Source organism: Halomonas binhaiensis (assembly GCF_008329985.2).
In the GTDB taxonomy this organism is placed as follows: domain Bacteria; phylum Pseudomonadota; class Gammaproteobacteria; order Pseudomonadales; family Halomonadaceae; genus Halomonas; species Halomonas binhaiensis.
The window spans coordinates 854,433-878,054 of record NZ_CP038437.2; the positions used below are offsets into that span (position 1 = coordinate 854,433).

At 54.6% G+C, this 23,622-nt stretch carries 16 protein-coding genes; 14 read left to right on the forward strand and 2 right to left on the reverse strand.

What is annotated here, in order from left to right:
• Position 1 precedes the first annotated feature (1 nt).
• The 4 genes from dgcA to E4T21_RS03780 all read left to right on the forward strand — a co-directional run bounded on the left by dgcA (position 2) and on the right by E4T21_RS03780 (position 6,536).
• Entirely contained in the window at positions 2-2,080 is a 2,079-nt protein-coding gene (gene dgcA, locus E4T21_RS03765; RefSeq protein ID WP_149283640.1) for a dimethylglycine demethylation protein DgcA, read from the forward strand.
• Positions 2,081-2,285: 205 nt separating this feature from the next.
• Entirely contained in the window at positions 2,286-4,295 is a 2,010-nt protein-coding gene (locus tag E4T21_RS03770; RefSeq protein WP_149283642.1) for a (Fe-S)-binding protein, read from the forward strand.
• Positions 4,292-5,662, forward strand: coding sequence for an electron transfer flavoprotein subunit alpha/FixB family protein (locus E4T21_RS03775; protein WP_149283644.1), 1,371 nt, complete (start codon positions 4,292-4,294; stop codon positions 5,660-5,662). The genes E4T21_RS03770 and E4T21_RS03775 overlap by 4 nt, the downstream gene beginning before the upstream one ends.
• Entirely contained in the window at positions 5,652-6,536 is an 885-nt protein-coding gene (locus E4T21_RS03780; protein WP_149283646.1) for an adenine nucleotide alpha hydrolase family protein, read from the forward strand. Before E4T21_RS03775 ends, E4T21_RS03780 begins: the two co-directional genes overlap by 11 nt.
• A 113-nt stretch (positions 6,537-6,649) precedes the next feature.
• Here the strand turns inward: E4T21_RS03780 and E4T21_RS03785 are convergent, their stop codons facing one another.
• Positions 6,650-7,669, reverse strand: coding sequence for a LacI family DNA-binding transcriptional regulator (locus E4T21_RS03785; RefSeq protein ID WP_149283648.1), 1,020 nt, complete (start codon positions 7,667-7,669; stop codon positions 6,650-6,652).
• 137 nt (positions 7,670-7,806) lie between these two features.
• Between E4T21_RS03785 and E4T21_RS03790 the strand changes: the two genes are divergently transcribed.
• Positions 7,807-9,099 (forward strand): MFS transporter, encoded by a 1,293-nt coding sequence (locus E4T21_RS03790; protein ID WP_149283650.1) that lies wholly within the window; start codon positions 7,807-7,809, stop codon positions 9,097-9,099.
• A gap of 11 nt (positions 9,100-9,110) precedes the next feature.
• Complete coding sequence (locus E4T21_RS03795) at positions 9,111-10,607, forward strand: glycoside hydrolase family 32 protein (RefSeq protein WP_149283652.1); 1,497 nt, start codon at positions 9,111-9,113, stop codon at positions 10,605-10,607.
• A gap of 89 nt (positions 10,608-10,696) precedes the next feature.
• Here E4T21_RS03795 and E4T21_RS03800 read toward each other — a convergent pair whose 3' ends face one another.
• Complete coding sequence (locus E4T21_RS03800; protein WP_149283654.1) at positions 10,697-12,274, reverse strand: BCCT family transporter; 1,578 nt, start codon at positions 12,272-12,274, stop codon at positions 10,697-10,699.
• Positions 12,275-12,617: 343 nt separating this feature from the next.
• Between E4T21_RS03800 and fdhA the strand changes: the two genes are divergently transcribed.
• From fdhA to E4T21_RS03840, 8 genes are all read left to right on the forward strand, one after another.
• Positions 12,618-13,811, forward strand: a complete 1,194-nt coding sequence (gene fdhA, locus E4T21_RS03805; protein ID WP_149283656.1) for a formaldehyde dehydrogenase, glutathione-independent — start codon at positions 12,618-12,620, stop codon at positions 13,809-13,811.
• A gap of 253 nt (positions 13,812-14,064) precedes the next feature.
• Positions 14,065-15,816, forward strand: a complete 1,752-nt coding sequence (locus E4T21_RS03810) for an NADH-ubiquinone oxidoreductase-F iron-sulfur binding region domain-containing protein (protein ID WP_149283658.1) — start codon at positions 14,065-14,067, stop codon at positions 15,814-15,816.
• Complete coding sequence (gene fdhF, locus E4T21_RS03815) at positions 15,813-18,755, forward strand: formate dehydrogenase subunit alpha (protein WP_240349277.1); 2,943 nt, start codon at positions 15,813-15,815, stop codon at positions 18,753-18,755. The genes E4T21_RS03810 and fdhF overlap by 4 nt, the downstream gene beginning before the upstream one ends.
• A gap of 98 nt (positions 18,756-18,853) precedes the next feature.
• Positions 18,854-19,093: a hypothetical protein gene (locus E4T21_RS03820; protein ID WP_149283660.1), complete on the forward strand. Its 240-nt coding sequence runs from the start codon at positions 18,854-18,856 to the stop codon at positions 19,091-19,093.
• Between the two features lie 552 nt (positions 19,094-19,645).
• The gene (gene tagD, locus E4T21_RS03825) at positions 19,646-20,104 is read left to right on the forward strand and encodes a glycerol-3-phosphate cytidylyltransferase (RefSeq protein WP_149283662.1); all 459 of its coding nucleotides are present in this window, start codon (positions 19,646-19,648) and stop codon (positions 20,102-20,104) included.
• A 78-nt stretch (positions 20,105-20,182) separates the two neighbouring features.
• Positions 20,183-21,445: a LicD family protein gene (locus tag E4T21_RS03830; RefSeq protein WP_149283664.1), complete on the forward strand. Its 1,263-nt coding sequence runs from the start codon at positions 20,183-20,185 to the stop codon at positions 21,443-21,445.
• 87 nt (positions 21,446-21,532) lie between these two features.
• The gene (locus tag E4T21_RS03835; RefSeq protein WP_149283667.1) at positions 21,533-22,297 is read left to right on the forward strand and encodes a hypothetical protein; all 765 of its coding nucleotides are present in this window, start codon (positions 21,533-21,535) and stop codon (positions 22,295-22,297) included.
• A 122-nt stretch (positions 22,298-22,419) separates the two neighbouring features.
• Positions 22,420-23,580, forward strand: a complete 1,161-nt coding sequence (locus E4T21_RS03840; protein ID WP_149283669.1) for an XcbB/CpsF family capsular polysaccharide biosynthesis protein — start codon at positions 22,420-22,422, stop codon at positions 23,578-23,580.
• Positions 23,581-23,622 lie beyond the last annotated feature (42 nt).

The window sequence follows — 23,622 nt, forward strand, 5'->3', positions numbered from 1 at the left end:
CATGGCTTTTGATGCTATTTTCCAACCGATCCAGATTGGCAGCCAGACCATCCGTAACCGGGTGGTCAGCACGGCCCACGCTGAGGTTTATGCCACCGATGGTGGCATGACCAGCGAGCGTTACGTCAAGTACTACGAAGAAAAGGCCAAGGGTGGCTGTGGCCTGTGTATCTGCGGTGGTTCTTCCGTTGTATCCATCGACAGCCCCCAGGGCTGGTGGAGTTCGGTCAACCTGTCCACCGACCGCATCATCCCGCACTTCCAGAACCTCGCTGATGCCGTGCACAAGCACGGTGGCAAGATCATGATCCAGATTACCCATATGGGACGCCGTTCCCGTTGGGATGGATATGACTGGTCGACATTGCTGTCACCTTCCGGCATTCGTGAGCCAGTCCACCGTTCTACCTGCAAGACCATCGAAGAAGAGGAAATCTGGCGCATCATTGGTGACTTTGCTCAGGCAGCACGCCGAGCCAAGGAAGGCGGACTGGATGGCGTTGAGCTGTCTGCGGTCCACCAGCACCTGATCGACCAGTTCTGGAGCCCGCGCGTCAACAAGCGTGAAGACGAATGGGGCGGCAGTTTCGAGAACCGCATGCGCTTTGGCATGGAAGTGCTCAAGGCGGTACGTGCCGAAGTCGGTAATGACTTCGTGGTCGGCTTGCGTATCTGTGGCGATGAGTTCCATCCCGATGGTCTCACCCACGACGACATGAAGCAGATTGCGGCCTACTACGATGCCACCGGCATGATCGACTTCTTCGGTGTGGTGGGTTCTGGTTGTGATACGCACAATACCCTGGCCAACGTCATTCCCAACATGTCCTATCCACCGGAGCCTTTCCTGCATCTGGCGTCAGGCATCAAGGAAGTGGTCAGTGTGCCGGTGATCCATGCCCAGAACATCAAGGATCCGACTCAGGCCAACCGCATTCTCGAAGGTGGCTATGTGGACCTGGTCGGCATGACCCGTGCGCACATCGCCGACCCGCACCTGATCGCCAAGATCAAGATGAACCAGGTCGATCAGATCAAGCAGTGTGTCGGCGCCAACTACTGCATCGACCGCCAGTATCAGGGTCTCGATGTGCTGTGCATCCAGAATGCTGCCACATCCCGCGAGTACATGGGCCTGCCGCATATCATCGAGCCGACGGAAGGCGCCAAGCGCCGTGCCGTGGTGGTCGGTGGTGGCCCCGGTGGCATGGAAGCAGCCCGGGTTCTGGCCGAGCGTGGTCATGAAGTGACCCTGTTCGAGGCCGAAGATGCATTGGGTGGCCAGATCACCTTGGCAGCCAAGGCGCCGCAACGCGACCAGATTGCCGGTATCACCCGCTGGTATCAGCTGGAACTGGCTCGCCTCCAGGTCGATCTGCGCCTGGGAACTCGTGCCGACGTGGCTACCATCCAGGACCTGCGTCCCGATCTGGTGGTGCTGGCCACGGGCGGGCAGCCGTTCCTGTCTCAGTATCCGCAATGGGGCTATGACGCCGATCCGGAAAAGAGCCTGGTCGTGAGTACCTGGGACATCCTTTCCGGCAAGGTGGCGCCAGGCAAGAACGTGCTCATCTATGACGCCATCTGTGAATTCTCCGGAGTCTCCACGGCTGACTTCCTGGCGGATAAAGGGGCCAAAGTCGAGATCGTCACCGACGATATCAAGCCGGGTGCTGCCGTAGGCGGTACCACGTTCCCCACTTATTACCGCAGCCTCTACGAGAAGGAAGTCATCATGACCGGCGATCTCATGCTGCATGAGGTCTACCGTGAAGGCGACAAGCTCGTGGCCGTGCTGGAGAACGAATATACCGGCGCCCAGGAAGAGCGAGTGGTCGATCAGGTGGTAGTGGAGAATGGCGTGCGTCCGGATGAGGCGCTGTATCTGGAGCTCAAGGCAGGGTCTCTCAACCACGGCCAGGTGGATCTGGAAGCGCTTTATGCGGCCGAAGCCCAGCCGTGCCTGGAGAAGCTCGGCAATGGCGAAGGCTTTGTCCTGTTCCGTCTTGGTGACTGCACTGCGCCGCGCAATACGCATGCGGCAATTTATGATGCGTTGCGGTTGTGCAAGGACGTCTAATCGAGATCGAGAGCCGTAAGTAATGAGTTTTAAGCTGTAAGTAAAACCTAGCAATAGCCACTGTTGAGTCATTGGCCTGGCAAGAGTTCAGCGCTGTGCACTTTACTCGAGACTGCTGGCTTACGGCTTACGGCTTACGGCTTACGGCTTACGGCTTCCGGTTCAACCGACGTTCTTGCTGCCTGAATTGCCTGAGGTACTGGCTATGCTGAATACTCTTCTCCCCCTGTTGCTGTTGGCAGTGCTGGCGCTGGCTGTGGTCGGTGCAGTCAGGCGCATTGCTTTGTGGCGGCGGGGCAGGCCGTCGTCGGTCCCGGTGCTTACCGGGCTGATGGCCATGCCACGTCGCTATCTGGTCGATCTCCACCATGTCGTGGCGCGTGACAAGGTCTTTGCCAATACCCACGTGGCTACGGCAGGTGGTTTTGTTGCAGCAGCGGCTCTGTTGCTGGTGGTATACCTGGTTCCGCTGCCTGGCAGCGTAGAGACGGTGCTGGAAGTACTGTTGCTGGTCTTCAGTGCCACGATGTTCGTCGGTGCCCGGCTGGTAGCCAAGCGTCGTCGCCATCCTCCTGCACGGTTGTCGAAAGGTCCGTGGATGCGTTTGCCGAAAAGCCTGCAGGCCTTTTCAGGCAGTGTCTTTCTGATCGCCCTGGCCAATCTTGGCCTGCTGCCGGAGGGGTTGATCTCTGGCGTGATTGGTTGGGCCTTGGCCGCTGTGCTGCTGGTCGCCCTTGGACTTGGCCTGGCTGAGTTGTTGCTGGGCATGACCTGGGGCGGGCCGATGAAGCACGCCTTTGCTGGCGCCTTGCATCTGGCCTTTCACCGCCGGGCGGAGCGTTTCTCCACTCGCAAGTCCGATCGCGAGGGCAAGGTCCATCGCTCGACAGGACTCAAGGCGCTGAACCTCGAAGATGAAACTGCACCACTGGGTGTGGCAACGCCCGAAGACTTCACCTGGAACCAACGCCTGGGCTTCGATGCCTGTGTACAGTGCGGGCGCTGTGAAGCAGTGTGTCCGGCCTTTGCTGCCGGTCAGCCGCTCAACCCCAAGAAGTTGATTCAGGACATGGTGCTGGGCATGACTGGCCACAGCGATGCGGCCTATGCCGGATCACCCTATCCTGGCAAGGCGGTTGGTGAGCACCAGGGAACACCCTCTGGCCCGATCGTGGTCGAGGCGGGTGGTGCATTGCTTGACGCAGACACCTTGTGGTCCTGCACGACCTGCCGTGCCTGTGTCGAAGAGTGCCCGATGATGATCGAACACGTCGATGCCATCGTCGACATGCGCCGCTTCATGACGCTGGAACAAGGCCAGACTCCGGGCAAGGGTTCGGAGGTCATCGATAACCTGATTGCCACTGACAACCCCAACGGCTATGCGCCAGCAGCGCGCATGCACTGGGCTGCAGATCTTTCCTTGCCATTGATGCGTGATCTTGGCCAGGCCGATGTGCTGCTGTGGTTGGGTGATGGTGCCTTCGACATGCGCAACCAGCGCACCCTGCGTGCCTTGGTCAAGGTTCTGCGTGCTGCCGAGGTGGATTTCGCTGTACTCGGAGACGAAGAGCGCGATAGCGGAGATGTGGCTCGTCGCCTGGGCGATGAAGCAACCTTCCAGCGCTTGGCCAAAGCGAACATCGCGACCCTGGAAAAGTATCGTTTCCAGACCATCGTTACCTGTGACCCGCACAGCTTCCATGTATTGAGCAACGAGTATGGCGCTTTTGGCGGCCACTATCGTGTGCGCCATCACAGTACCTACATCGATGAGCTGATGGCGGCTGATCGCTTGAGTCTGCGCAGTTGGAAAGGCGGCTCAGTGACCTATCACGATCCTTGTTATCTTGGCCGATACAATGGCGAGTATGAAGCGCCGCGACGGGTGCTTACGGCACTCGGCATCGAGCTGAACGAGATGCAGCGCTCGGGTTTCCGTTCACGTTGCTGCGGCGGCGGAGGTGGTGCGCCGATTACCGATATTCCTGGTGAACGCAGGATTCCCGATATGCGCATGCAGGATGTCGCGGAAACCGGAGCAGAGCTGGTCGCGGTTGGCTGTCCACAGTGTACTGCCATGCTCGAGGGTGTTGTGGATGCCACTGCCCAGGTGCGTGACATTGCTGAACTGGTGGCAGATGCGCTGATCAGCGAGGACGCTGCCGGAAAAGAACGTGCTGCCAAGCCTCAAGTCGTGGAGGTGAGCCCATGAGTTCGTCCAACCAGGATCGGGTGCGGAGAGATCCACGTCTTGAGTGGATTGCTCGCAATCGCCTGCACCCGGAACATGAACAGGCGCTTGCTGCCCTTGGCCAAGGTGCGTCAGTCGCTGCCATCGAGTGGATGGGGCCCAATGGCCGCATGCGCCGCAATCCCCATGCCGTGGGCTTCATCGGTCCCAACGGTCGCAAGCGTATCGACCGTAGCGGTGCCCAGGTAGGCGCGGCGGACAGCCTGCGCGGCAGGGCTGGCAACACGGCGCGACAGGACAATCGCCGGCAGGTGGATATTGCCGAGCCGGACTTCTTTGTCGCGGTAGTGCCAGATACTGGCAGTGGTCGTCTGACAGAGCATGATCGTGACCTGTTTGGTCTGGCTCGGCGGCTGGCGGATCAGCCAGGGGTCGAGCAAGGGGCGGTACTTGCCGTTGTCTTCGCTGACAGCCTTCCCGAAGGCCTCGATGAAGCTGGCGCGGACCGCGTTGTGCGCTTCCCGATAGCCTCTGGATATGCGCCGGAGGAACGCCTTGCTGCGCTGATGTCCCTGGAAGCTGCCTTGCTGCCGCGTCATTGGCTGTTGCCCGACACCGTGCTCGGCGGCGGTGATCTGGGACGTCGTCTCTCTGTGCAGCTTGGTGAACGCCCGGCCTGTGGTCTGTGGCGTGTGGATGAGGATGAGCAAGCTTCCTCGGGATGGAGTTGCGTGTGTCGGTCTGGTTCCGGGCGCTGGGATCAGCCGCGCCCGTTGCCCCGTGTGGCCATCGCGTTGGCTGAATGTGCTGAGCCAGTTGTGGAAACTCGTCATGCCGCCGCCGAGATGGGTGGGCTGGATCTGGTGGCCATTCAGGCCAATGAAGGAACCGGCGACATTATCGGCTCATCCATTGAAGACCTGGGAGCAGTGGCGGTGGATCCGTCTGCCATCGCCCTGGACGAGGCCGAGTTCATTCTGTCCGCAGGCAATGGTATTCGCGACTGGGAGGGTTTCCATCAGGCGGCCAAGGTGCTTGGGGCTACGGAAGGGGCATCCCGGGTGGCCGTGGACGATGGCTTCATGCCGCGTACCCGCCAGGTAGGGGCTACTGGTACCTGGGTCAGCGCTCGGGTCTATGTGGCGGTGGGCATCAGTGGTGCCATTCAGCATCTGCAGGGAATCCAGCGCTGTGACAAGGTGGTTGCCATCAACAGTGATGCCGGCTGTGACATGGTCAAACGCGCCGATCTTTCAGTGATTGGTGATTCTGCTGAGGTACTGCAAGCATTGGTTACGCTGGCCGAAGCCTCGCGTGGTGAAGCGACTTCACAGCAGGCAACAGCGTCTGATGTTCATGCTCTCAAGGAGGTCCGTGATGTCGCTTGAGCCATCTTCTGTCAACCCGTCATCCGCCGCCTCGGCATCCACGCAAGCCCTGAGTATCGATGTGCTGGTCTCGGTGGGGCGGCATTCCCTCACCGAACGCCCGCGTCGGGCGGACCTTGATGCCCGTGCGCTGGAACTGGCATTGCGCCTTCGCGATAAGCGAGGCGCTCAGGTCAACGCCTGCCATGTTGGCGAAGGTGGCCAACAGGCAGGGTCGGATACCGAAGCGGCACTGCGTGATTATCTGGGTATGGGGCTTGAGAACTTGACCTGGATTGATGCACCGCAAGGCTCGGATGCGTTGGGCCTGTTGGATGAACATCTGCGCGCAGGCCAGGTTTCGGCTGGTCCGAGGCTGGTCCTGTGTGGCATGCGCGCCGAGCAGGGCGAAGGTTCCGGTCTTTTGCCCTTTCTGCTCTCAGAATCGCTGGGCTGGGCTTATGTGCCGGCAGTGGTCGAGGTGGAAGACGTCGCATCGGAGGATGGCCATTGGTACACGACGGTGCTGCAGGCATTGCCGCGCGGCCAGCGTCGACGTCTGCGAGTCCGCTTGCCGGCATTACTCGGCATCGATTCTGCGGCAGCGCAGCCACGCCAGAGTGCTTTTGGCCCCGCGCGTCGTGGACGTATCGAGCAGCGCCAGCTGGAGGCGAGCGTGATGGCAGACGAAAGCCTGGCCAACTGGCCATTGCAGCCTGCCAAGCCGCGTCCCAAGCGCTTGAAGATCGTTACCGCGACCAATGCCCGGGATCGTTTCAAGGCGGCTGCGGCGAAAGCCGAAAGTACCGGAGGCAAGGTCCTGCAGGATGTCAGCCCTGAACAGGGGGCCGAGGCGGTGCTGGCCTTGTTGAAGGAGGAAGGGGTATTGAGGTAGGCATGTACGCCCTGCACACTAATCTGCTCTGAACATCAATCCGCTTTGCATACAACGCCCAAGGAGAGATCCTTGGGCGTTGTTGATTGACACGTCTGTCTCCTCGACCCGTGTTACCGCCGGATTATCGAACTCCGTTCCACTAGAGGCATCGGAACCAGGGTCTCTGAGCCAGGTTCTGTGGGTGCATCTGCCAACAGCATTTCGACGCCCAGATAACCCATCTCTCTATAAGGGAGTCGCATGGTGGTCAATTGTGGGTGCAGGTAGGTGGCAAGCTGCTCGTCGTCAAATGACATCACGGCAACGTCCCCGGGAACAGTCAGGCCGCGCTCCTGCAGGGCTCTGTAAGCACCAAAGGCGACTCGATCGTTGGCGGCCAGAAGCGCTGTAAATTTTGCGCCGTCGTCCAGGAGGCGCAAGGTGCCCTCGTAACCAAGCTCTGGCTCCCACTCGTGGCCCTGGAACTCTGCCACAAAGGATAGTCCGGCTGCCTGCATGGCTTCGTCGATGCCGGCATAGCGCCTGGGAATCGTGACCGAGAGATAGGGATCATAGACTTTCTCGGATCGCCCGATGAAGGCAATACGCTTATGTCCCGCAGCCAGCAAGCAGTTCACCGCCGCTGTACCTGCCTCGTGCTCGGCGGGAAGAATGGAAGGCAATCCCTCGGCAGTAGCGTTGATAAGAATCGTTCGAGTGTCAGGAAGCAGGGCAGGCAGGTCGATTTTCCGAGCACTCATGAAACCAAAAAGCAGGCCATCGACACGGCGTTCGAGCATGGATTCCACAATGCTTCCCTGACGCTCCAGGTGGTCACCGATCTCTGCCATGAGGACTGTGTACCCGCGCGCCTCAGCAGCATCCAGAACACCTCGGATCATGGCCGATGCATAGCGGGTCACGGTCACATTATCGGAAATGAAGGCAAGTGAACGGGTCTGCCCTGTGCGCAGGCTGCGGGCAATGGGGTCGGTGGAATAATTCAACTTCTCGGCCGCCAGGCGCACACGTTCAGCGGCTTCCTCGGAAATGCGAGTGTTCTGTCGTCCGTTGAGGACAAGATTTACTGTCGTGACTGAGACACCTGCTTCCCGGGCCACATCAGCCTGACTAATTCTCTTCTTCTTCATTTCTAGTCCCGCTATTCGACGAAATGACGAGTTACGCAACGTGTCGTCATTGCTAGCATTTGCCTGCTAAAACGATTTAGCATCGCATTGAGGTCTAAGGGTTGGCCTCTTTCGAAATGGTAGTGAGGAGCGGAAATATGGCCCTGTGTTCTTCGACATTCAAGCACCATTCCTACCTGCAGAGCTCTCTGACGCTCCTGCTCTTCTTTGCCTCCTGGGGAGTATGGTGGTCCTTTTTTCAAATTTGGCTCACCGATCCTGAGTCTGGCCTCGGGCTGAATGGCGCCCAAGTCGGGACAATTTATTCAGCAAACTCATTGGGAACCTTGGTCATCATGCTGTTTTATGGCGTGATTCAGGACAAACTTCATATCAAGCGACATCTGGTTATCTTTGCTTCCGTTATCATGACCCTTATCGGTCCCTTTGCCATATGGGTCTATCGCCCACTTCTGGAAGATGTATTCTTTGTGGGAGTATTTGCAGGAGCTATTGTGCTTTCTGCCGGGTTCATGGCGGCAGTCGGTCTGCTAGAGGCTTTCTCGGAACGCCTTAGTCGTATCTATAACTACGAGTACGGCCAGGCTCGCATGTGGGGTTCTGTTGGCTACGCTGTGGTCGCATTGGCTGCAGGTTTCCTGTTCACGGTGAATCCGGAACTGAATTTCTGGTTCGGTTCGGCCTTTGGCCTACTCTGCTTGCTGGTGCAGATATGCTGGAAGGGGCAGGTAATGCCTGGCAGTACGGCCACGAATGCCGCGGTCACACCGAGCCTTCGCGAAATAGTAGGGGGACTATATTCCCCGCAAATGGGGGCAGTGATCCTTTTCGTCTTGCTTTCCTGGACCTTTTATACAGTCTTTGACCAGCAGATGTTTCCGCAGTTTTACACCCAGCTTTTCGATTCTCCGGAACGTGGCCAACAGGTCTACGGGGTATTGAACTCAATTCAAGTGTTTCTGGAAGCCATCATGCTAGGTCTGGTGCCTATCTTGATGCGCAAGGCCGGCGTCAAGACCACGCTCATGCTTGGCATGTTTGTCATGTTTTTCCGTATCCTGGGCTGCGCAGTCTTCCAGGACCCAGTGGTCATCTCGTTCATCAAGTTGCTCCATGCCCCCGAGGTAGCTTTGTGTATTCTGCCAATCTTTCGCTACTTCACGTTGCACTTCAATCCAGCCCTCTCGGCAACGTTGTACATGGTGGGGTTCCAGGTGGCTTCACAGGTGGGCAACATCATCCTGTCTCCGGTGCTCGGAGCCTTGCGTGACGATATTGGGTATCAGCCTACTTTCTATGTGATTGCGGGCATCGTGCTGGTTGCTGGTGCCTACGGAATGTTGATTCTGAAAAGAGATGACCAGCACGTCGAGGGTGATCCCTTCGTTCGTGACTCGAAGGGTGGCTCCATGATCGAAAAGAAGGCTTGAAGATGTCTGAGATGAACGTCAAATCACAGCAAACCGAACAACTCGAGCGGGCAAAGGAGACCAATGGAGTCCTGCGCCAGAAGCGTGTAGATCGTTGGTACCCCCTCTACCACATCGCTGCCCCGGCTGGCTGGATCAATGACCCAAATGGCCTGTCTTTCTACCGAGGACGCTATCAAGTCTACTTCCAGCACCATCCTTATAGTGCCCAATGGGGTCCGATGCACTGGGGACATGTCAGCAGCGAAGATATGGTCACTTGGCGGAGAGAGCCGATTGCCCTCGCGCCGAGTGTGGAGGCGGACAGGGATGGTGTTTTCTCGGGCTCGGCCGTAGTAGGCGACGATGGGAAGCTCTACGCTTTTTATACCGGCCACCGCTGGCGCAATGGCGTCAATGAGGATGAAGGTAACCTCCAGGTCCAATGCTTGGCCGTCTCCGAAGACGGAATAGTCTTCGAGAAGCGGGGTGTCGTGGTCGAGGGTCCGGCCGATCTATTGCACTTCCGTGATCCCAAGATCTGGCGTACCGGCGATACCTGGTGGATGATCGTTGGCGCATGTTCGCTGGAGAATCGAGGTGAGCTTTGGCTGTACCGTTCCTCGAACCTGACCGATTGGGCATTTGACCGTGTCGTATTCCGAGCACCAGACCCTGACGTCTACATGCTGGAGTGCCCAGACATGTTTCCGCTGGGGAATAAGTGGGTCATTCTGTACTGCCCGATGGGAAGCAAGAAGGAGGGTTTCCAGGCTCGTAACTCCCATAATGCCGGATACGTGGTCGGTGACTGGAAGCCTGGCGGAGACTTCCAGCCGTTGACCGATTACCGCCCGCTGGACTGGGGACATCAGTTCTACGCTCCGCAGACCTTCGAAGCGCCTGATGGTCGCCGCATTCTCTTCGGCTGGATGGGATCCTTCGAGATTCCGGTCGCGACTCAGGCTGCTGATGCCTGGTGTGGTCAACTGACCGTGCCACGGGAGCTGTCTCTTGACGAAAAACTGCAGCTGCAGAACCGTCCCATTGCTGAAATCGAACGACTTCGTGTCAATACACAGGATCTTGGCTCTTTTGAGCTGGGACTCAATGAGGACAGGGTTCTGCTCGAAGATGCCGAGGCCTACGAGATTGAGCTCGAAGTAGACCTGGAGCGTACAACCTCGGAGCGAGTGAGCCTGACGTTAGGTGCTACAGCGGATGGGGGCTCTACACTGGTTGCCTACGATGACCTGATGCACCGGGTGGTCCTTGATCGCCGAGCTGCAACCCATGGGGACCGAGGTCATCGCGGTGCCCCCTATGACGGGTCTAAAAGGCTGAGACTGCGAATCCTGGTGGACCGCGGGTCCATAGAGGTCTTCGTCAACGATGGTGCCGAGTCAGTTACCTCCTTTGCGTTTCCTGGCGAGGGGCCTCGGGCCGCGGTACTTGGTTCGGAGTCGGGCACAATCGCCGTTAAGTCTCTCGTTCTGCATCATTTGCGCAGCGCCTGGTCAGACAGCTAAGCGTCTTTCGAGTTTGCGCCCCGAAAGCTGGGCCTCAATCAATCCAGCTTTCGGGGCGTTTTCATGCAAAGCAGAGACAACTAGCCACTTTAGCCTCCGGCGGTGGAAAGCCCCGGGCGACGGTGTTCTTCAGCCAAGGCCTTGACCAGAGCCAGGCTCATCACCAGCAGCACGATGGTGAAGGGCAGGCCGGTGGCCACGGCGCCTGCCTGAAGCGCGCCAAGTGCAGTGTCACCTCCGCCATACAATAGAATGGCGGCAATCAAGCCCTCCAGGGTCGCCCAGAATACACGCTGGCCCTTGGGAGCATCTTGCTTGCCGCCAGCGGTGATGCCATCGATCACCAGCGAACCGGAGTCCGATGAGGTGATGAAGAACACCAGCACCAGGACAATGGCGCAGCTCGACGTCAGAGTGGTCAAGGGCAGCTGTTCCAGCATCTGGAACATGGCCAGGGAGACATCGCTGATCCCGGAGGACAAGGCACCGACATTATTCTGGGCTTGCTCCAGTGCCTCGCCGCCAAAGGCAGCCATCCATACCAGGGTGATCAAGGTCGGCACCAGCAGCACGGCAATCAGGAACTCTCGCACTGTACGCCCGCGTGATACCCGGGCAATGAACATGCCGACAAAAGGCGACCAGGAAATCCACCAGGCCCAGTAGAACACTGTCCAGCCGTGGTACCACTCGCTATCTTCGCGGCCGATCCAGTTCGATAACGGCAAGAGATAGTGGGCGTAGGACTGCACGGCTTCGCCTAAATGGGTCACGAACAGGCCCAGCGAGGTAGCTGCGACAACGAAGATCAACAGCAGCAGTGCAAGGACCATGTTGATGTTGGAGAACAGCTTCACCCCCCCATCGATACCGCGCCATACCGAGAAGAGCGTGATGACGGTCACCACCACGATGATGGCCAGCTGGGTGCTCAGAGTATTGGGGACATCAAACAGATAGTGCAGACCGGCAGCAGCCTGGGTGGCGCCAAATCCAAGGGAAGTGGCCAGGCCGAAGATCGTCGCCAGCACGGCGAGTATATCAATCAGATGGCCAGGCCAGCCTCTGACTCTGCGGCCCAGCAATGGAGTGAAGGCGGAACGCAGAGTCAGGGGCAGGCCACGGTTGTAGGCAAAGAACGCCAGTGACAGGCCAACGAGGGCGTAGATGGCCCAGGGGTGGAGTCCCCAATGGAACAGGGTGGCCCCCATGGCGGCGCTGGCAGCTTCTGGACTGTTGGCAGCGACATTCAGCGGAGTACCGTACCAGTCGGTGTAGTAGGCGACGGGTTCTGCCACGCTCCAGAACATCAGGCCAATGCCCATGCCAGCGGCGAACAGCATGCTGAACCAGGAAAATGTCGAGTGTTCTGGCTGGGCATCGGCACCACCCAAGCGGATGCGTCCGAGTGGCAGGATGATCAGTACCAGGCACAGCACGACAAAGATGTTGCCGGATATCATGAACAGCCAGTCGAAGTGTTCGATCGCCCAGCCGCGAGCTGCAGTCAGATGGGTGTTGGCGTTGTCGGGAAAAGTCAGAGCGTAAAGGATGAATCCCAGAATACACACTGCCGACAGGGGAAATACCGGCGAATGATAGTCCATCCCCCAACGCTGGGTATTGTCCTCACCCGGCGTCAATAGGGGGTCCGATGGTTGGGTCATTGAGAGTACCTCTCGAACATTGTCAGATTTGTTATGGGAGGTGGGTCGAACATCGCAGAAGTTCGGCCTTTTTCATTGTTCGGAGGTATTCGCAGAGGCACTGTCGTCAAAGCGACACCTGTCTATCTATTGGCTCCTCGTGGCGAGCGCATGTCTTGAATGGATATGTCAGTGACTCTTCGAGAACAGTCGTCATTGCCAGAGACGCTATGTTCCCAAGACACGCCAGGCTCTGTGCGAAGTCGAGTATTCGCACACAATATGTTTTTCGTGCACAGCCTACCTAGGAAGCGCTGAATGAATCGGGCTTTCTTAACCAACACAAATAAAGAGGACTACCGCCATGAGTGCAGGAAATCGCGGAGTGGTCTACAAAGGTCCAGGCAATGTTGCCGTCGAGTCCATTGACTACCCGGAACTCGCCATCGGCAACCGCAAGTGCGATCACGGTGTCATTCTGAAGGTCGTCACCACCAACATCTGTGGCAGTGACCAGCACATGGTGCGTGGCCGTACCACCGCCCCGGAAGGCCTGGTACTGGGCCACGAGATTACCGGCCTGGTGGTCGAGTGCGGGCGTGACGTCGAATTCATCCAGCCAGGTGATCTGGTATCCGTGCCGTTCAACATTGCCTGTGGTCGCTGCCGCAACTGCAAGGAAGGCCACACCGGCATCTGCCTCAACGTCAACCCGGCTCGTCCGGGGGCGGCCTATGGCTACGTGGACATGGGCGGCTGGGTCGGTGGCCAGACCGAGTACGTCATGGTGCCCTATGCGGACTTCAACCTGCTGAAGTTTCCGGATGCTGACCAGGCGATGGACAAGATCCGCGACCTGACCCTGCTGTCGGATATCTTCCCGACTGGCTTCCATGGCTGTGTTACTGCCGGTGTAGGACCGGGTAGCACGGTTTACATTGCAGGTGCCGGTCCTGTCGGCCTGGCTGCGGCTGTCTCGGCCCAGTTGCTGGGCGCGGCCTGTGTCATCGTTGGCGACATGATCGAAGAGCGCCTGGCCCAGGCCCGTAGCTTTGGTTGCGAGACCATCGATCTGACCCAGGATGGTGACATGGCCGACAAGATCGAGGTCATTCTCGGTGAGCGTGAAGTCGACGCCTTTGTCGACTGTGTCGGTTTCGAAGCCCATGCCTGCGGCTGCAACCACGGCAAGGAAGCTCCGGCTACGGTATTGAACTCGGCCATGGCACTGACTCGTGCTGGTGGTCAAATCGGTATCCCGGGGCTGTACGTGACCGAAGATCCGGGTGCCACCGATGAGGCAGCCAAGCATGGTGCTCTGAGCATGCGTTTTGGTCTTGGCTGGGCCAAGTCTCACTCCTTCCACACTGGCCAGTGCCCGGTGATGAAGTATCACCGTCCGCTGATGCAAGCGATCCTGTTTGGCAAGGTCAAGATTGCCGATGCGGTCAACGTCCAGATGATCACGCTGGATCAGGCGCCGCAGGGCTATGCTGACTTCGACGGCGGTGCCGCCAAGAAGTTTGTCATCGACCCGCATGGCAGTGTCGCGGCCTGATCTGAGCTACGAGCCACGAGCTACGAGCTACGAGCTACGAGCTACGAGCTACGAGCTACGAGCTGCGCCACGAGCCACAAGAGCAACGGTCCTCGGCGATATGCCGGGGGCCGTGTTCGCCGTTGCGGATAATGATGAAGTCGGGATAGGTGGGAAGCCCGTGGAAAAGAGACTACTGCCAAGAGTGCATTGCAGAAGAGAGGGGCGACTGCCAGATTAAGAGAAGGCTTTTGCTGAATGACAAGAGTCACACATGACCGAAACCGAGACTGCAAAGCCTGACGCCGAACCACGTCGTACTCGAGCGACGTTGCGGGGACGCCAGGTGGAGGGCAAGACCCTCGATACCCTGCGTAATCTGCTGGGTGATGAACGCCGCTATCCTGAGCTTTCCCGCCGTGACTTGCTGATCGAGCACCTCCACGCCATTCAGGATGAGTGCGGCTACCTGCCCCTGGTGTGGTTGCGTGCCCTGGCGGCCTACATGAACCTGCCCATGGCGGCGGTTTATGAGACAGCCACTTTCTATGCTCATTTCGATGTCGTCCACGACGACGATGCGCCACCACCGCCCAAGACGGTACGTGTGTGCGATTCCTTGACCTGCCAACTGGCGGGTGCAGAGAAGCTTCGCGCTGAGCTGCAACTGGAGTTGGATGTCCGCCGGGTACGAGTGTTGCGCGCCCCCTGCATGGGGCGTTGTGACCAGGCGCCTGTGGTGGAAGTGGGACATCATCATCTGGGGCATGCGACCCGAGACGCCGTGTGCGCGGTGGTGGATACCGGCCAGCACCAACCTGAAGCGGTGATGTGGCAACGCCTGGATGCCTATCGCCAGGAGCAAGGATATACATTGCTGAACGGCTGTCGTGATGGTGAAGTCCTGGTCGATGATCTGCTCACCCTGCTTGAGCATTCTGGTCTGCGTGGACTGGGAGGTGCTGGATTCCCTACATTTCGAAAGTGGCGATCGGTGCGCGCTGAGCCGGGCCCGAGACTGTGCGTGGTCAATGCCGACGAAGGGGAGCCTGGCACCTTCAAGGATCGCTACTACCTGGAGAGATCCCCTCACAGGATGCTGGAGGGGGCCCTGGTCGCGGCCTGGGCGATTGAAGCCGAAAAGCTCTATATCTATCTACGCGATGAATATCCCGGACTGCACCGGGTGCTGCATGTGGCGATTGCCGAGTTGGAAAATGCTGGACTCGTCGAGCCGGGCTTCATCGTGCTGCGACGGGGTGCCGGGGCTTATATCTGTGGCGAGGAGTCGGCACTGATCGAGTCGCTGGAAGGCAAACCCGGCAAGCCTCGGCACCGTCCGCCTTTCGTCGCCCAGAAAGGCTTGTTCGACCAGCCGACATTGGTCAACAACGTCGAGACATTGTACTGGATACCGCTGTTTTGGCGGGATGGCGCCGACTCCTATGCCAGCCATGGCCGTCATGGTCGCAGTGGCCTGCGCAGTTTCTCGTTGTCAGGTCGTGTGCGCCTCCCTGGTGTCTACCTGGCGCCTGCTGGCATCACGCTCATGGAGTTGGTCGAGGAATATGGTGGCGGCATGCTCGAAGGGCATACGCTGGCCGGCTATCTGCCCGGAGGTGCCTCCGGAGGCATATTGCCTGCTTCCAAGGCCGATCTGCCGCTGGATTTTGACACCCTCCAGGCAGAAGGGTGCTTCATCGGTTCGGCGGCCGTCATCGTCCTGTCGGATCAGGATGACCTGCGTGCCGTGGCTACCAACCTGCTGGCCTTTTTCGCCGATGAGTCCTGTGGTCAATGCACTCCCTGCCGAGTGGGCACGGAAAAGATGCTCAGCCTGCTTGAACGCGATACCTGGATCGTGGAGGACCTGGAGCGGCTGTCGCGCATCATGCAGGACGCCTCGATCTGCGGCCTTGGCCAGGCGGCCCCTAACCCGGTGCTCAGCCTGCTGCGACATTTCCGCGCCGATCTCGCACGTCACAACATCATTGTGACGTCGGCATCAGGGGAGGGGCAGCCATGAGCGCAAAGACAGCCATGAGCCAGAAGACAGCCTTGAATGAGCAACCCTTCACGCTGACGCTGGATGGGGAGCAAGTAAGTGCTTACCGGGGCGAGACCCTGTGGCAAGTGGCCAAGCGTGCTGGCGAAACCATTCCCCACCTGTGCTTCAAGGAAACCAGCGGCTATCGTGCGGATGGCAACTGTCGTGCCTGCATGGTGGAAATCGAAGGTGAAAGGGTGCTGGCTGCCAGCTGTCTGCGTGAGGCGCAGCCGGATATGGTAGTAAGAAGCCTGACTTCCGAACGGGCCCGGGAGGCCCGGGAAGGCGTGTTGGAACTGCTGCTGGCCGATCAACCCGACCGAGAGCGCAGTCCCGACCGTTCCAGTCATCTGTGGGCCATGGCCGATGCTCTGGCAGTGGATGCCACCCGGGCCAGGGCGCGCTATCCGCGGCGCCGCATGCAAACCGTACACCATGCCCCCGGTAAGCGCTTACCAACGCCAGGCACACCATTCGTGGCGGAAGACGTCACTCGAGAATCCACCCCGACGACAGACGATGAAGGTATTCAGGAGGCGATCGTGGTGGCTGGCCATGACGCCAGTCATCCCGCCATGAGGGTCAACCTGGATGCCTGTATCGATTGCAACCTGTGCGTGCGGGCCTGTCGTGAGGTTCAGGTCAACGATGTCATCGGGTTGGCGTATCGAGGCGCTGCCAGCAAGGTAGTGTTCGACTTCGATGACCCTATGGGGGACAGCACCTGTGTTGCCTGCGGTGAATGTGTCCAGGCCTGCCCTACCGGAGCATTGATGCCAGCCACGTTGATCGATGCGGATGGCTGCGGTGACAGTGCCAGCGCAGAGCAACAGGTCGATTCGGTATGCCCTTATTGCGGAGTGGGTTGTCAGTTGCGCTATCACATCAAGGATGATGCGATTTTGTTCGTGGAAGGCCGCGATGGTCCGGCCAACCAGGGACGACTATGCGTCAAGGGACGCTTCGGTTTCGACTATGTTCGCCACCCGGCGCGCCTGACTCGGCCATTGGTTCGTCGTGCCGGGGTGGCCAAGGCGCTCGATCCCGCCTTCGACCCCGCCAATCCATTGACGCACTTCCGTGAAGCCAGCTGGGAAGAAGCCTTGGATCTGGCGGCGGATGGACTGATGCAACTCAAGCAGGCACATGGACCCAATGGCCTGGCCGGGTTTGGTAGTGCCAAGTGTTCCAACGAGGAAGCCTGGCTGTTTCAGAAGCTGGTCAGAACAGGCTTTGGCTCCAATCACGTCGATCACTGTACGCGCCTGTGTCATGCCAGCTCCGTAGCGGCGCTGATGGAATGTATCGGTTCTGGCGCCGTGACCGCTTCCTTCATGCAGGCACTGGAAGCCGATGTGGTGATTCTCACCGGCTGTAATCCGGCGGTGAACCACCCCGTGGCAGCGACATTCTTCAAGCAGGCGGCCAAGCAGGGCACCCGCTTCATCATCATCGACCCCCGCGGTCAGGCCATGGGAGCCTATGCGCACCGGGTGCTGCGTTTCCATCCTGGCACCGATGTCTCACTGTTCAATGCCATGCTCAATGTCATTGTCGAAGAGCAGCTCTACGATGCCGACTACATTGCTGCGCATACTGAAGGCTTCGAGCGGCTCAAGACACAAGTGCGTGGCCAGACCCCGGAGGCCATGGCTTCCCATTGCGGTGTCGATGCCGACGAGATTCGTGCCGCCGCCCGAGAGTTCGCGCTGGCTGACAAGGCCATGATCTTCTGGGGCATGGGCATTTCCCAGCATACCCATGGTACTGACAATGCGCGTTGCCTGATTTCCCTGGCGCTGGCTTGTGGCCAGACGGGACGTCTCGGTACCGGTCTGCACCCGCTACGCGGTCAGAACAACGTACAGGGGGCCTCGGATGCCGGGCTGATTCCCATGGTGCTGCCCGACTACCAGCCAGTCACGGATGCGCAAGTGCGGGCAGCTTTCGAGGAACTGTGGAGCACTAAGCTGGATGCCGAGCCGGGACTCACGGTGGTGGAGATCATGGAAGCCATCCATGCTGGGCAGATTCGTGGCATGTACATTCTCGGTGAGAACCCGGCCATGTCGGATCCGGATCTTGAGCATGCCCGAGCGGCCCTGGCCAAGCTCGAGCACCTGGTGGTGCAGGATCTGTTCGTCACCGAAACGGCCCAGTACGCCGATGTCATTCTGCCGGCCTCCAGCTGGCCGGAGAAGGATGGCACGGTGACCAATACCAATCGCCAGGTGCAACTTGGGCGTCAGGCCTTGTCACTGCCTGGCGAGTCACGTCCTGACTGGTGGATCATTCAGCAGATTGCCCAGCGCTGCGGGTTGCCATGGGATTATCAGCACCCCAGAGAAGTGTTTGCCGAGATGCAGCAGGGCATGCCATCGCTCAATCACATCAGTTGGGAACGTCTGGAGCGGGAAGGTTCAGTGACTTACCCTTGCCCGGCGGACGACGCACCGGGTGAAGACGTGGTCTTCAGCGATACATTTCCCACTGCCAGTGGCAAAGCGAGTTTCTCACCGGTACGCCCACTGCCGCCGGATGAGCCCGTCGATCGCCATTACCCCACGGTGCTGTCCACAGGGCGTCAACTGGAGCATTGGCATACCGGTTCGATGACCCGGCGTGCCCTGGTGCTCGATGCGCTGGAGCCGGAAGCTGTCGCCATGCTGTCTCCTGGAGAGATTCGGCGTCTGGGCATGCAGGCAGGGGAACGGCTGACCATTACCACGCGACGGGGCGAAATTACTCTGGTGGCCCGTGTCGATGAAGGCATGCCGAACGGTATGGTGTTTGTCCCATTCTGTTATGCCGAGGCGGCCGTGAACCTGCTGACGAATCCGGCCCTGGACCCCTACGGCAAGATTCCTGAATTCAAGTATGCTGCTTGCCGGTTGAGTCCGGCCGCACCCAGCCATTGATCCTGCTACTCATGGACCCTTCTATTCATTACCCTTTTTCTCAATAACCCTGCTTCTCAATAATCTTAGTTGCTCGTTGACCTCAGGAGATATCCATCATGATGATTGCCGAACTGATCGATGGTGATGATTTTCGTGACCGCCTGGTGGCGTTAGGCATTCGTATTCCCGACGATGCCTGTCCGGATACCTGTGCGCGCATGGCGCGCCTCAAGGCCCAGGAAGTGGGTGTGCCAGGGCTGGCCGAGCTGGTACAGGAACTGCTCAACAAGAGCGACGTGCTGTTGCCGTCAGTGCATCGAGCGATCGAGGATCATTTGCGGTCGTTGCCGTCTTGAATTCTCATTAGCTGTTTCGATGCATGTAGGCATTCGCCTGGATATTTATAAGAAGTTCCACAGGTAAAATCCGCTTGCTACGCCCCGAATGAGTCAAGTCATCGGGGCGTAGTTTTTTATATTCAGATAAAATGCATTTATGTTTTTTGGGTTATTTGTCTATGTCTATTGTAAATTGGTTATATTTCCGCACTGTATCATGATAGGTGTATGCATTTTATGTGACGCTAAAAATAATATTGACCCAAGTCAAGAAACAGGCGGGAAGTAGAAGTTTTTGATCCTGTTAGACCATAAACTGCCATGATCATTTAGTAATGAGCGATGTCGTCTACTTCATAGTCTAAAGTTTATATATAAGTTTAGGAGTATCGTCATACTTTTGTATCAGGATTCCTGGGAACTTTTGCTATTTCAGGATAGTGATAAAGTTTATCTTGATCCCAATAATCTGTATTCAAGGCATCCGGTATCATTTTAAATTTTCTATTGCACAGAGATATACTTAAGAAAGCGAGTGATACAACACCTGAAAAATTCATAAGGCTTAAAATGAAAACCATCATTACTTATGGAACTTTCGATATGTTCCATATAGGGCATCTGAATTTACTTCGTCAATTAAAAGAAATGGGAGACAAAGTTGTTGTCGCAGTCTCTACTGATGAATTTAATCTGGGGAAGGGGAAAAAAACACTAATCCCTTATGAGCAGAGAGTACAGATTGTTGAGTCAATCCAATACGTAGACTTAGTAATACCAGAAGAAAGTTGGGAACAGAAAACATCTGATGTAGAGAAATATAATGTCGATGTTTTCGCTATAGGAGATGATTGGGAAGGAAAGTTTGATTTCCTCAAGGATCAGTGCGAAGTCATCTACTTGGCCAGGACAAAAAATATATCAACAACAGACTTAAAAAGATCTTTAAAACGTCTCCTTTCAATACCGCACGAAGAGCTTTGTCGCGCATTTGAGGTTTTGGAAGTTCTAAAGAATGATTTATCCTAGAAATGGTTTCATCATGCACGCATGATGGTTTAAGGTTCTTTATATGATTTTATCAATGGTTTAGGGAATGGAAATCTTATGAGACTTGAAGTACAAAAAACTTATAAAATACTCAGATTTCTTAATAAGCCTAGATCACTACCCGTCAGGTCGCTATATAGCGTATCCTGCTGGTGCGGGATGCTACTTCTTGGAGCACCACTGCGTGTTGCCAATGATAGTTTTTGTCTTGCAGCAAAGCCTAATGGAATTATCATTGTCGTTCGTCGAATGATATGGTTCATAAATACTGGATGGATCCCTGTTTCAATTCCAGCAGATTATTTTTTTGATATTTCTGAAAAAATGTCATTATCCGCTTCGCGCTCACTAATAGAGTGGCTGGGAAGAAATAATAGAATTGATGAATTCGGGAGATGTATCTGGCAAGCGGATCTTATCGGCGGAATTATTGAGCGAAAATGTGATGCTCAAGGTCGCCTTGAACTGACTCCTGCCAACGCAGTAACAGTTGAAGACAATCTTTTTTGCCAAAAGGTAGATGGTGCATTGGGAGCTCTATGTGAATATTCAAAGGTCATTCCAGATAACAAGACTGTGACTAAAAAATTCAAAAAAAGAAAGGAGTCGTTTGACAAAAGAGATGCATACCAAGCTATATCGGATTTTCGTCGCTTGATGTCAGAGCTTGAATTCCCATGGTATGTAGTAAGTGGGACACTTCTCGGGGCAGTAAGGAACAAAGACTTTTTAGATCACGATTATGATATTGATGTTGGCATTGATTATGATGATTTTGATACAGAGCGCTTTCTTGAGCTAGCCAATGGTTCTGCTGAAAGAGCATGGGTAGTCAAATCTACTAGTTACTGCACTTTTAGAGAAAAATCAGAAAGTGGAAGTGTAGTTTATTATCAGATGGAAAAGCCAATTTTAATAAAACTGGTTCATAAGTCTGGTTTGGTAATAGATGTTTTTATTCACATAAAAGATGGAGAAAATATATGGCATGGATCCCCTATCCATCGCTGGGATAATACTCTGTTCGAGATAACTGAATACCGCTTGGGAGAAGAGGTCGTCTTTGGTGCAAAGGATGCTGACCGATATCTAACAGAAAATTATGGAGACTGGAAGACTCCCGTTGTCGAGTTTGATTGTAGCATAGATCCTCCAAATATAAGATATTCTAATACTGTTAAATCTGTCACCTATTTGTCTAAAGTTGCATATAGATTTCTTCAATGTGGGGAGATTGAAAAGTCTTCTATATATTTGGAGTCCATGCAACGCTCTGGGGCAATCATTCGTGATAAAGGAACATGGAAATATAACCGGTAGTATAGTGATAGCTAGATAATTCATGTCTACAACTTTGAGTCAATGATGTTGATTAAGTCACGGCGCTTCACTTAAGAGGCTGGTAATTTGAGTCCATTTTTAAGACATTTTCGCAATGTTGCTATCATAGTTGCAGAATTTGCCTCTTCAGCACTGCAGTACAATGTATCATGTGTTCTGTTGGCTGCTTCAAAATTCTTGCAAGTGGTAGCATTTTTTTTGCCATTAAAAATATTGATACTACTTGCATCTGACAGTGCTCCTTCATATTTAAATAAGCTTCCTATTAAGATGTCGTATGAGGAGCTTATACTGCTGTTTATCGTGATGGTACCTGTAACTTATATAGGTTATGTTATATCAGGAGTGTTGCATAGAAATATTCTAGATAAAGACTTGAAGAGGTGGGGTTCTGAAGAAAAAGTTCTACAGAATATAAGTGTGAAGTCGAAGTATAGGCTTTTAAAGCTACATGGGCATTCAGCAAATATCTTATCTGAGCTGTTTCTTATATGTTCATCATTGATAATGGTGGCTTTTGTAGATGTTCTTATGGCCATGATGATGGTTCTGATGATAGTTACAATTCAATACTATTTCGCAATAAATGTTTTCTACAAGAAAGATGATGATAGGATTGGTGTGTTTAATCTTCACAGAAGACAATACATAGAATATATATTTTCTATAAGCTTTATAACTGTTTTTCTTTTCCTTTCGACTCAAGTTTATTTTTATCACATGGGTATTTTTGAAGCTATTTTTGTTTTATTGGTATCAAGAATGATCTTACAGGCAGCACAACGTTTTTCAATGGAAAATATATATTTTGTTTATTATCTATGGGCATGAGTTCATGATTGAAGAGCGCTATAAATGTAATAAAGAAGCATAACTTCTACCTGGAGTTATGGGGAGTTTAAAATGCATGAATAATCACTTGTGCTACTTTTTAACACTGTCGGCCATAGGAGATGAAAGAAGTGAAATTTGGCCGAAAAATCTTGATGGTAATGTATAACTTTTTATCTGATCCTGTAAAATTCATAAGGATTTTTATTTACTTTTCATTGCTATTAAGAAGGGGAGTGGGGATGGAGAAGGTAGATACTGCTACATGTGTACATGTGGATGTTGATATATCTGAGCAAGAGCTTTGCAAGAAAATTTCAGACTTCCCAAAACTCAATTTTGTTCATATTGATCACTCGTCATGGGGTTGTGAAGAAAATTCAAGCATTATAGATATCTCACGAGATAATTCAGAAGTCCGTTCTAAACTGATTGCTTTGGCGAATGCAGGATTCCATCTCTATGTGGTGAGAAATGGTATTTCATCTCTGGTTCATCACCGAAGAATCAGCACGCTTTGGCATCCTGCTGTAATCGGTAATGTCAAAGTGGATGAAAATAGTATTTTTTATACTGTGCAAAAAGCCAAGGGAAATGGTGAGGCAAAATTACTGGTTGTATTTTCTTCCATCGCAGGTGAGATGTATACACCAAGTCTTATACGACATTTTGAAAAAAATTTTTCAACTATTGATAAATATATTCCTCAAAACATCAATATTCTCAGAATTGTAGATTTTGGTAGTGTTGTAGGTTCTTTTTATTTGAATTCACACGCACTTCCAAATAATGAAGAGAATATTTGGAACTGTATTAAGACATGTGCGAAAAAACTTAATGTGAAACAGGATAATATTGTTCTTTATGGTACATCTAAAGGAGGAACTGCAACCGTTTTTTATGCTCTGAAACACGGAGTTCGCGGAGTGGCTGTAGATCCAATCTTATCAGATGATCATTATGTGCGAGTATATGATGATCTGCACTTCACACAAGGCACCTTTCCTGAAAGTAAGGAGAGAAAATTTTTTAATCTGTCAGAAAGAGAATTATTACCAGAATCTAAACTCTCGGTTATATGCTCGACTCGGTCTCCACAGTATCCATATATCGAAAAAATGCTTATGAAACATGAGAAAAATATTTTAATTTTAAACACAGAAAATAATGAAATACATAAGCATCCAGATGTCGCGCCTAAATCACTTCCTCACACTTTATCTCAAATTAACTTACATCTGGCAGGGCTAGATAACCCAAAAGGATATTATACAGTTTGGTAGTGGAAAGTTTCAAGAATTGAAGTGTGAATGGATGTGAGGGGT

Coding starts and splice junctions, on each gene's coding strand:
- E4T21_RS03810 (WP_149283658.1), top strand. CDS start 14,065: ATGACCGAAACCGAGACTGCAAAGCCTGACGCCGAACCACGTCGTACT.
- tagD (WP_149283662.1), top strand. CDS start 19,646: ATGAAAACCATCATTACTTATGGAACTTTCGATATGTTCCATATAGGG.
- E4T21_RS03785 (WP_149283648.1), bottom strand. CDS start 7,669: ATGAAGAAGAAGAGAATTAGTCAGGCTGATGTGGCCCGGGAAGCAGGT.
- E4T21_RS03800 (WP_149283654.1), bottom strand. CDS start 12,274: ATGACCCAACCATCGGACCCCCTATTGACGCCGGGTGAGGACAATACC.
- E4T21_RS03840 (WP_149283669.1), top strand. CDS start 22,420: ATGAAAGAAGTGAAATTTGGCCGAAAAATCTTGATGGTAATGTATAAC.
- E4T21_RS03820 (WP_149283660.1), top strand. CDS start 18,854: ATGATGATTGCCGAACTGATCGATGGTGATGATTTTCGTGACCGCCTG.
- E4T21_RS03775 (WP_149283644.1), top strand. CDS start 4,292: ATGAGTTCGTCCAACCAGGATCGGGTGCGGAGAGATCCACGTCTTGAG.
- fdhF (WP_240349277.1), top strand. CDS start 15,813: ATGAGCGCAAAGACAGCCATGAGCCAGAAGACAGCCTTGAATGAGCAA.
- E4T21_RS03790 (WP_149283650.1), top strand. CDS start 7,807: ATGGCCCTGTGTTCTTCGACATTCAAGCACCATTCCTACCTGCAGAGC.
- fdhA (WP_149283656.1), top strand. CDS start 12,618: ATGAGTGCAGGAAATCGCGGAGTGGTCTACAAAGGTCCAGGCAATGTT.
- E4T21_RS03795 (WP_149283652.1), top strand. CDS start 9,111: ATGAACGTCAAATCACAGCAAACCGAACAACTCGAGCGGGCAAAGGAG.
- E4T21_RS03770 (WP_149283642.1), top strand. CDS start 2,286: ATGCTGAATACTCTTCTCCCCCTGTTGCTGTTGGCAGTGCTGGCGCTG.
- dgcA (WP_149283640.1), top strand. CDS start 2: ATGGCTTTTGATGCTATTTTCCAACCGATCCAGATTGGCAGCCAGACC.
- E4T21_RS03780 (WP_149283646.1), top strand. CDS start 5,652: ATGTCGCTTGAGCCATCTTCTGTCAACCCGTCATCCGCCGCCTCGGCA.
- E4T21_RS03830 (WP_149283664.1), top strand. CDS start 20,183: ATGAGACTTGAAGTACAAAAAACTTATAAAATACTCAGATTTCTTAAT.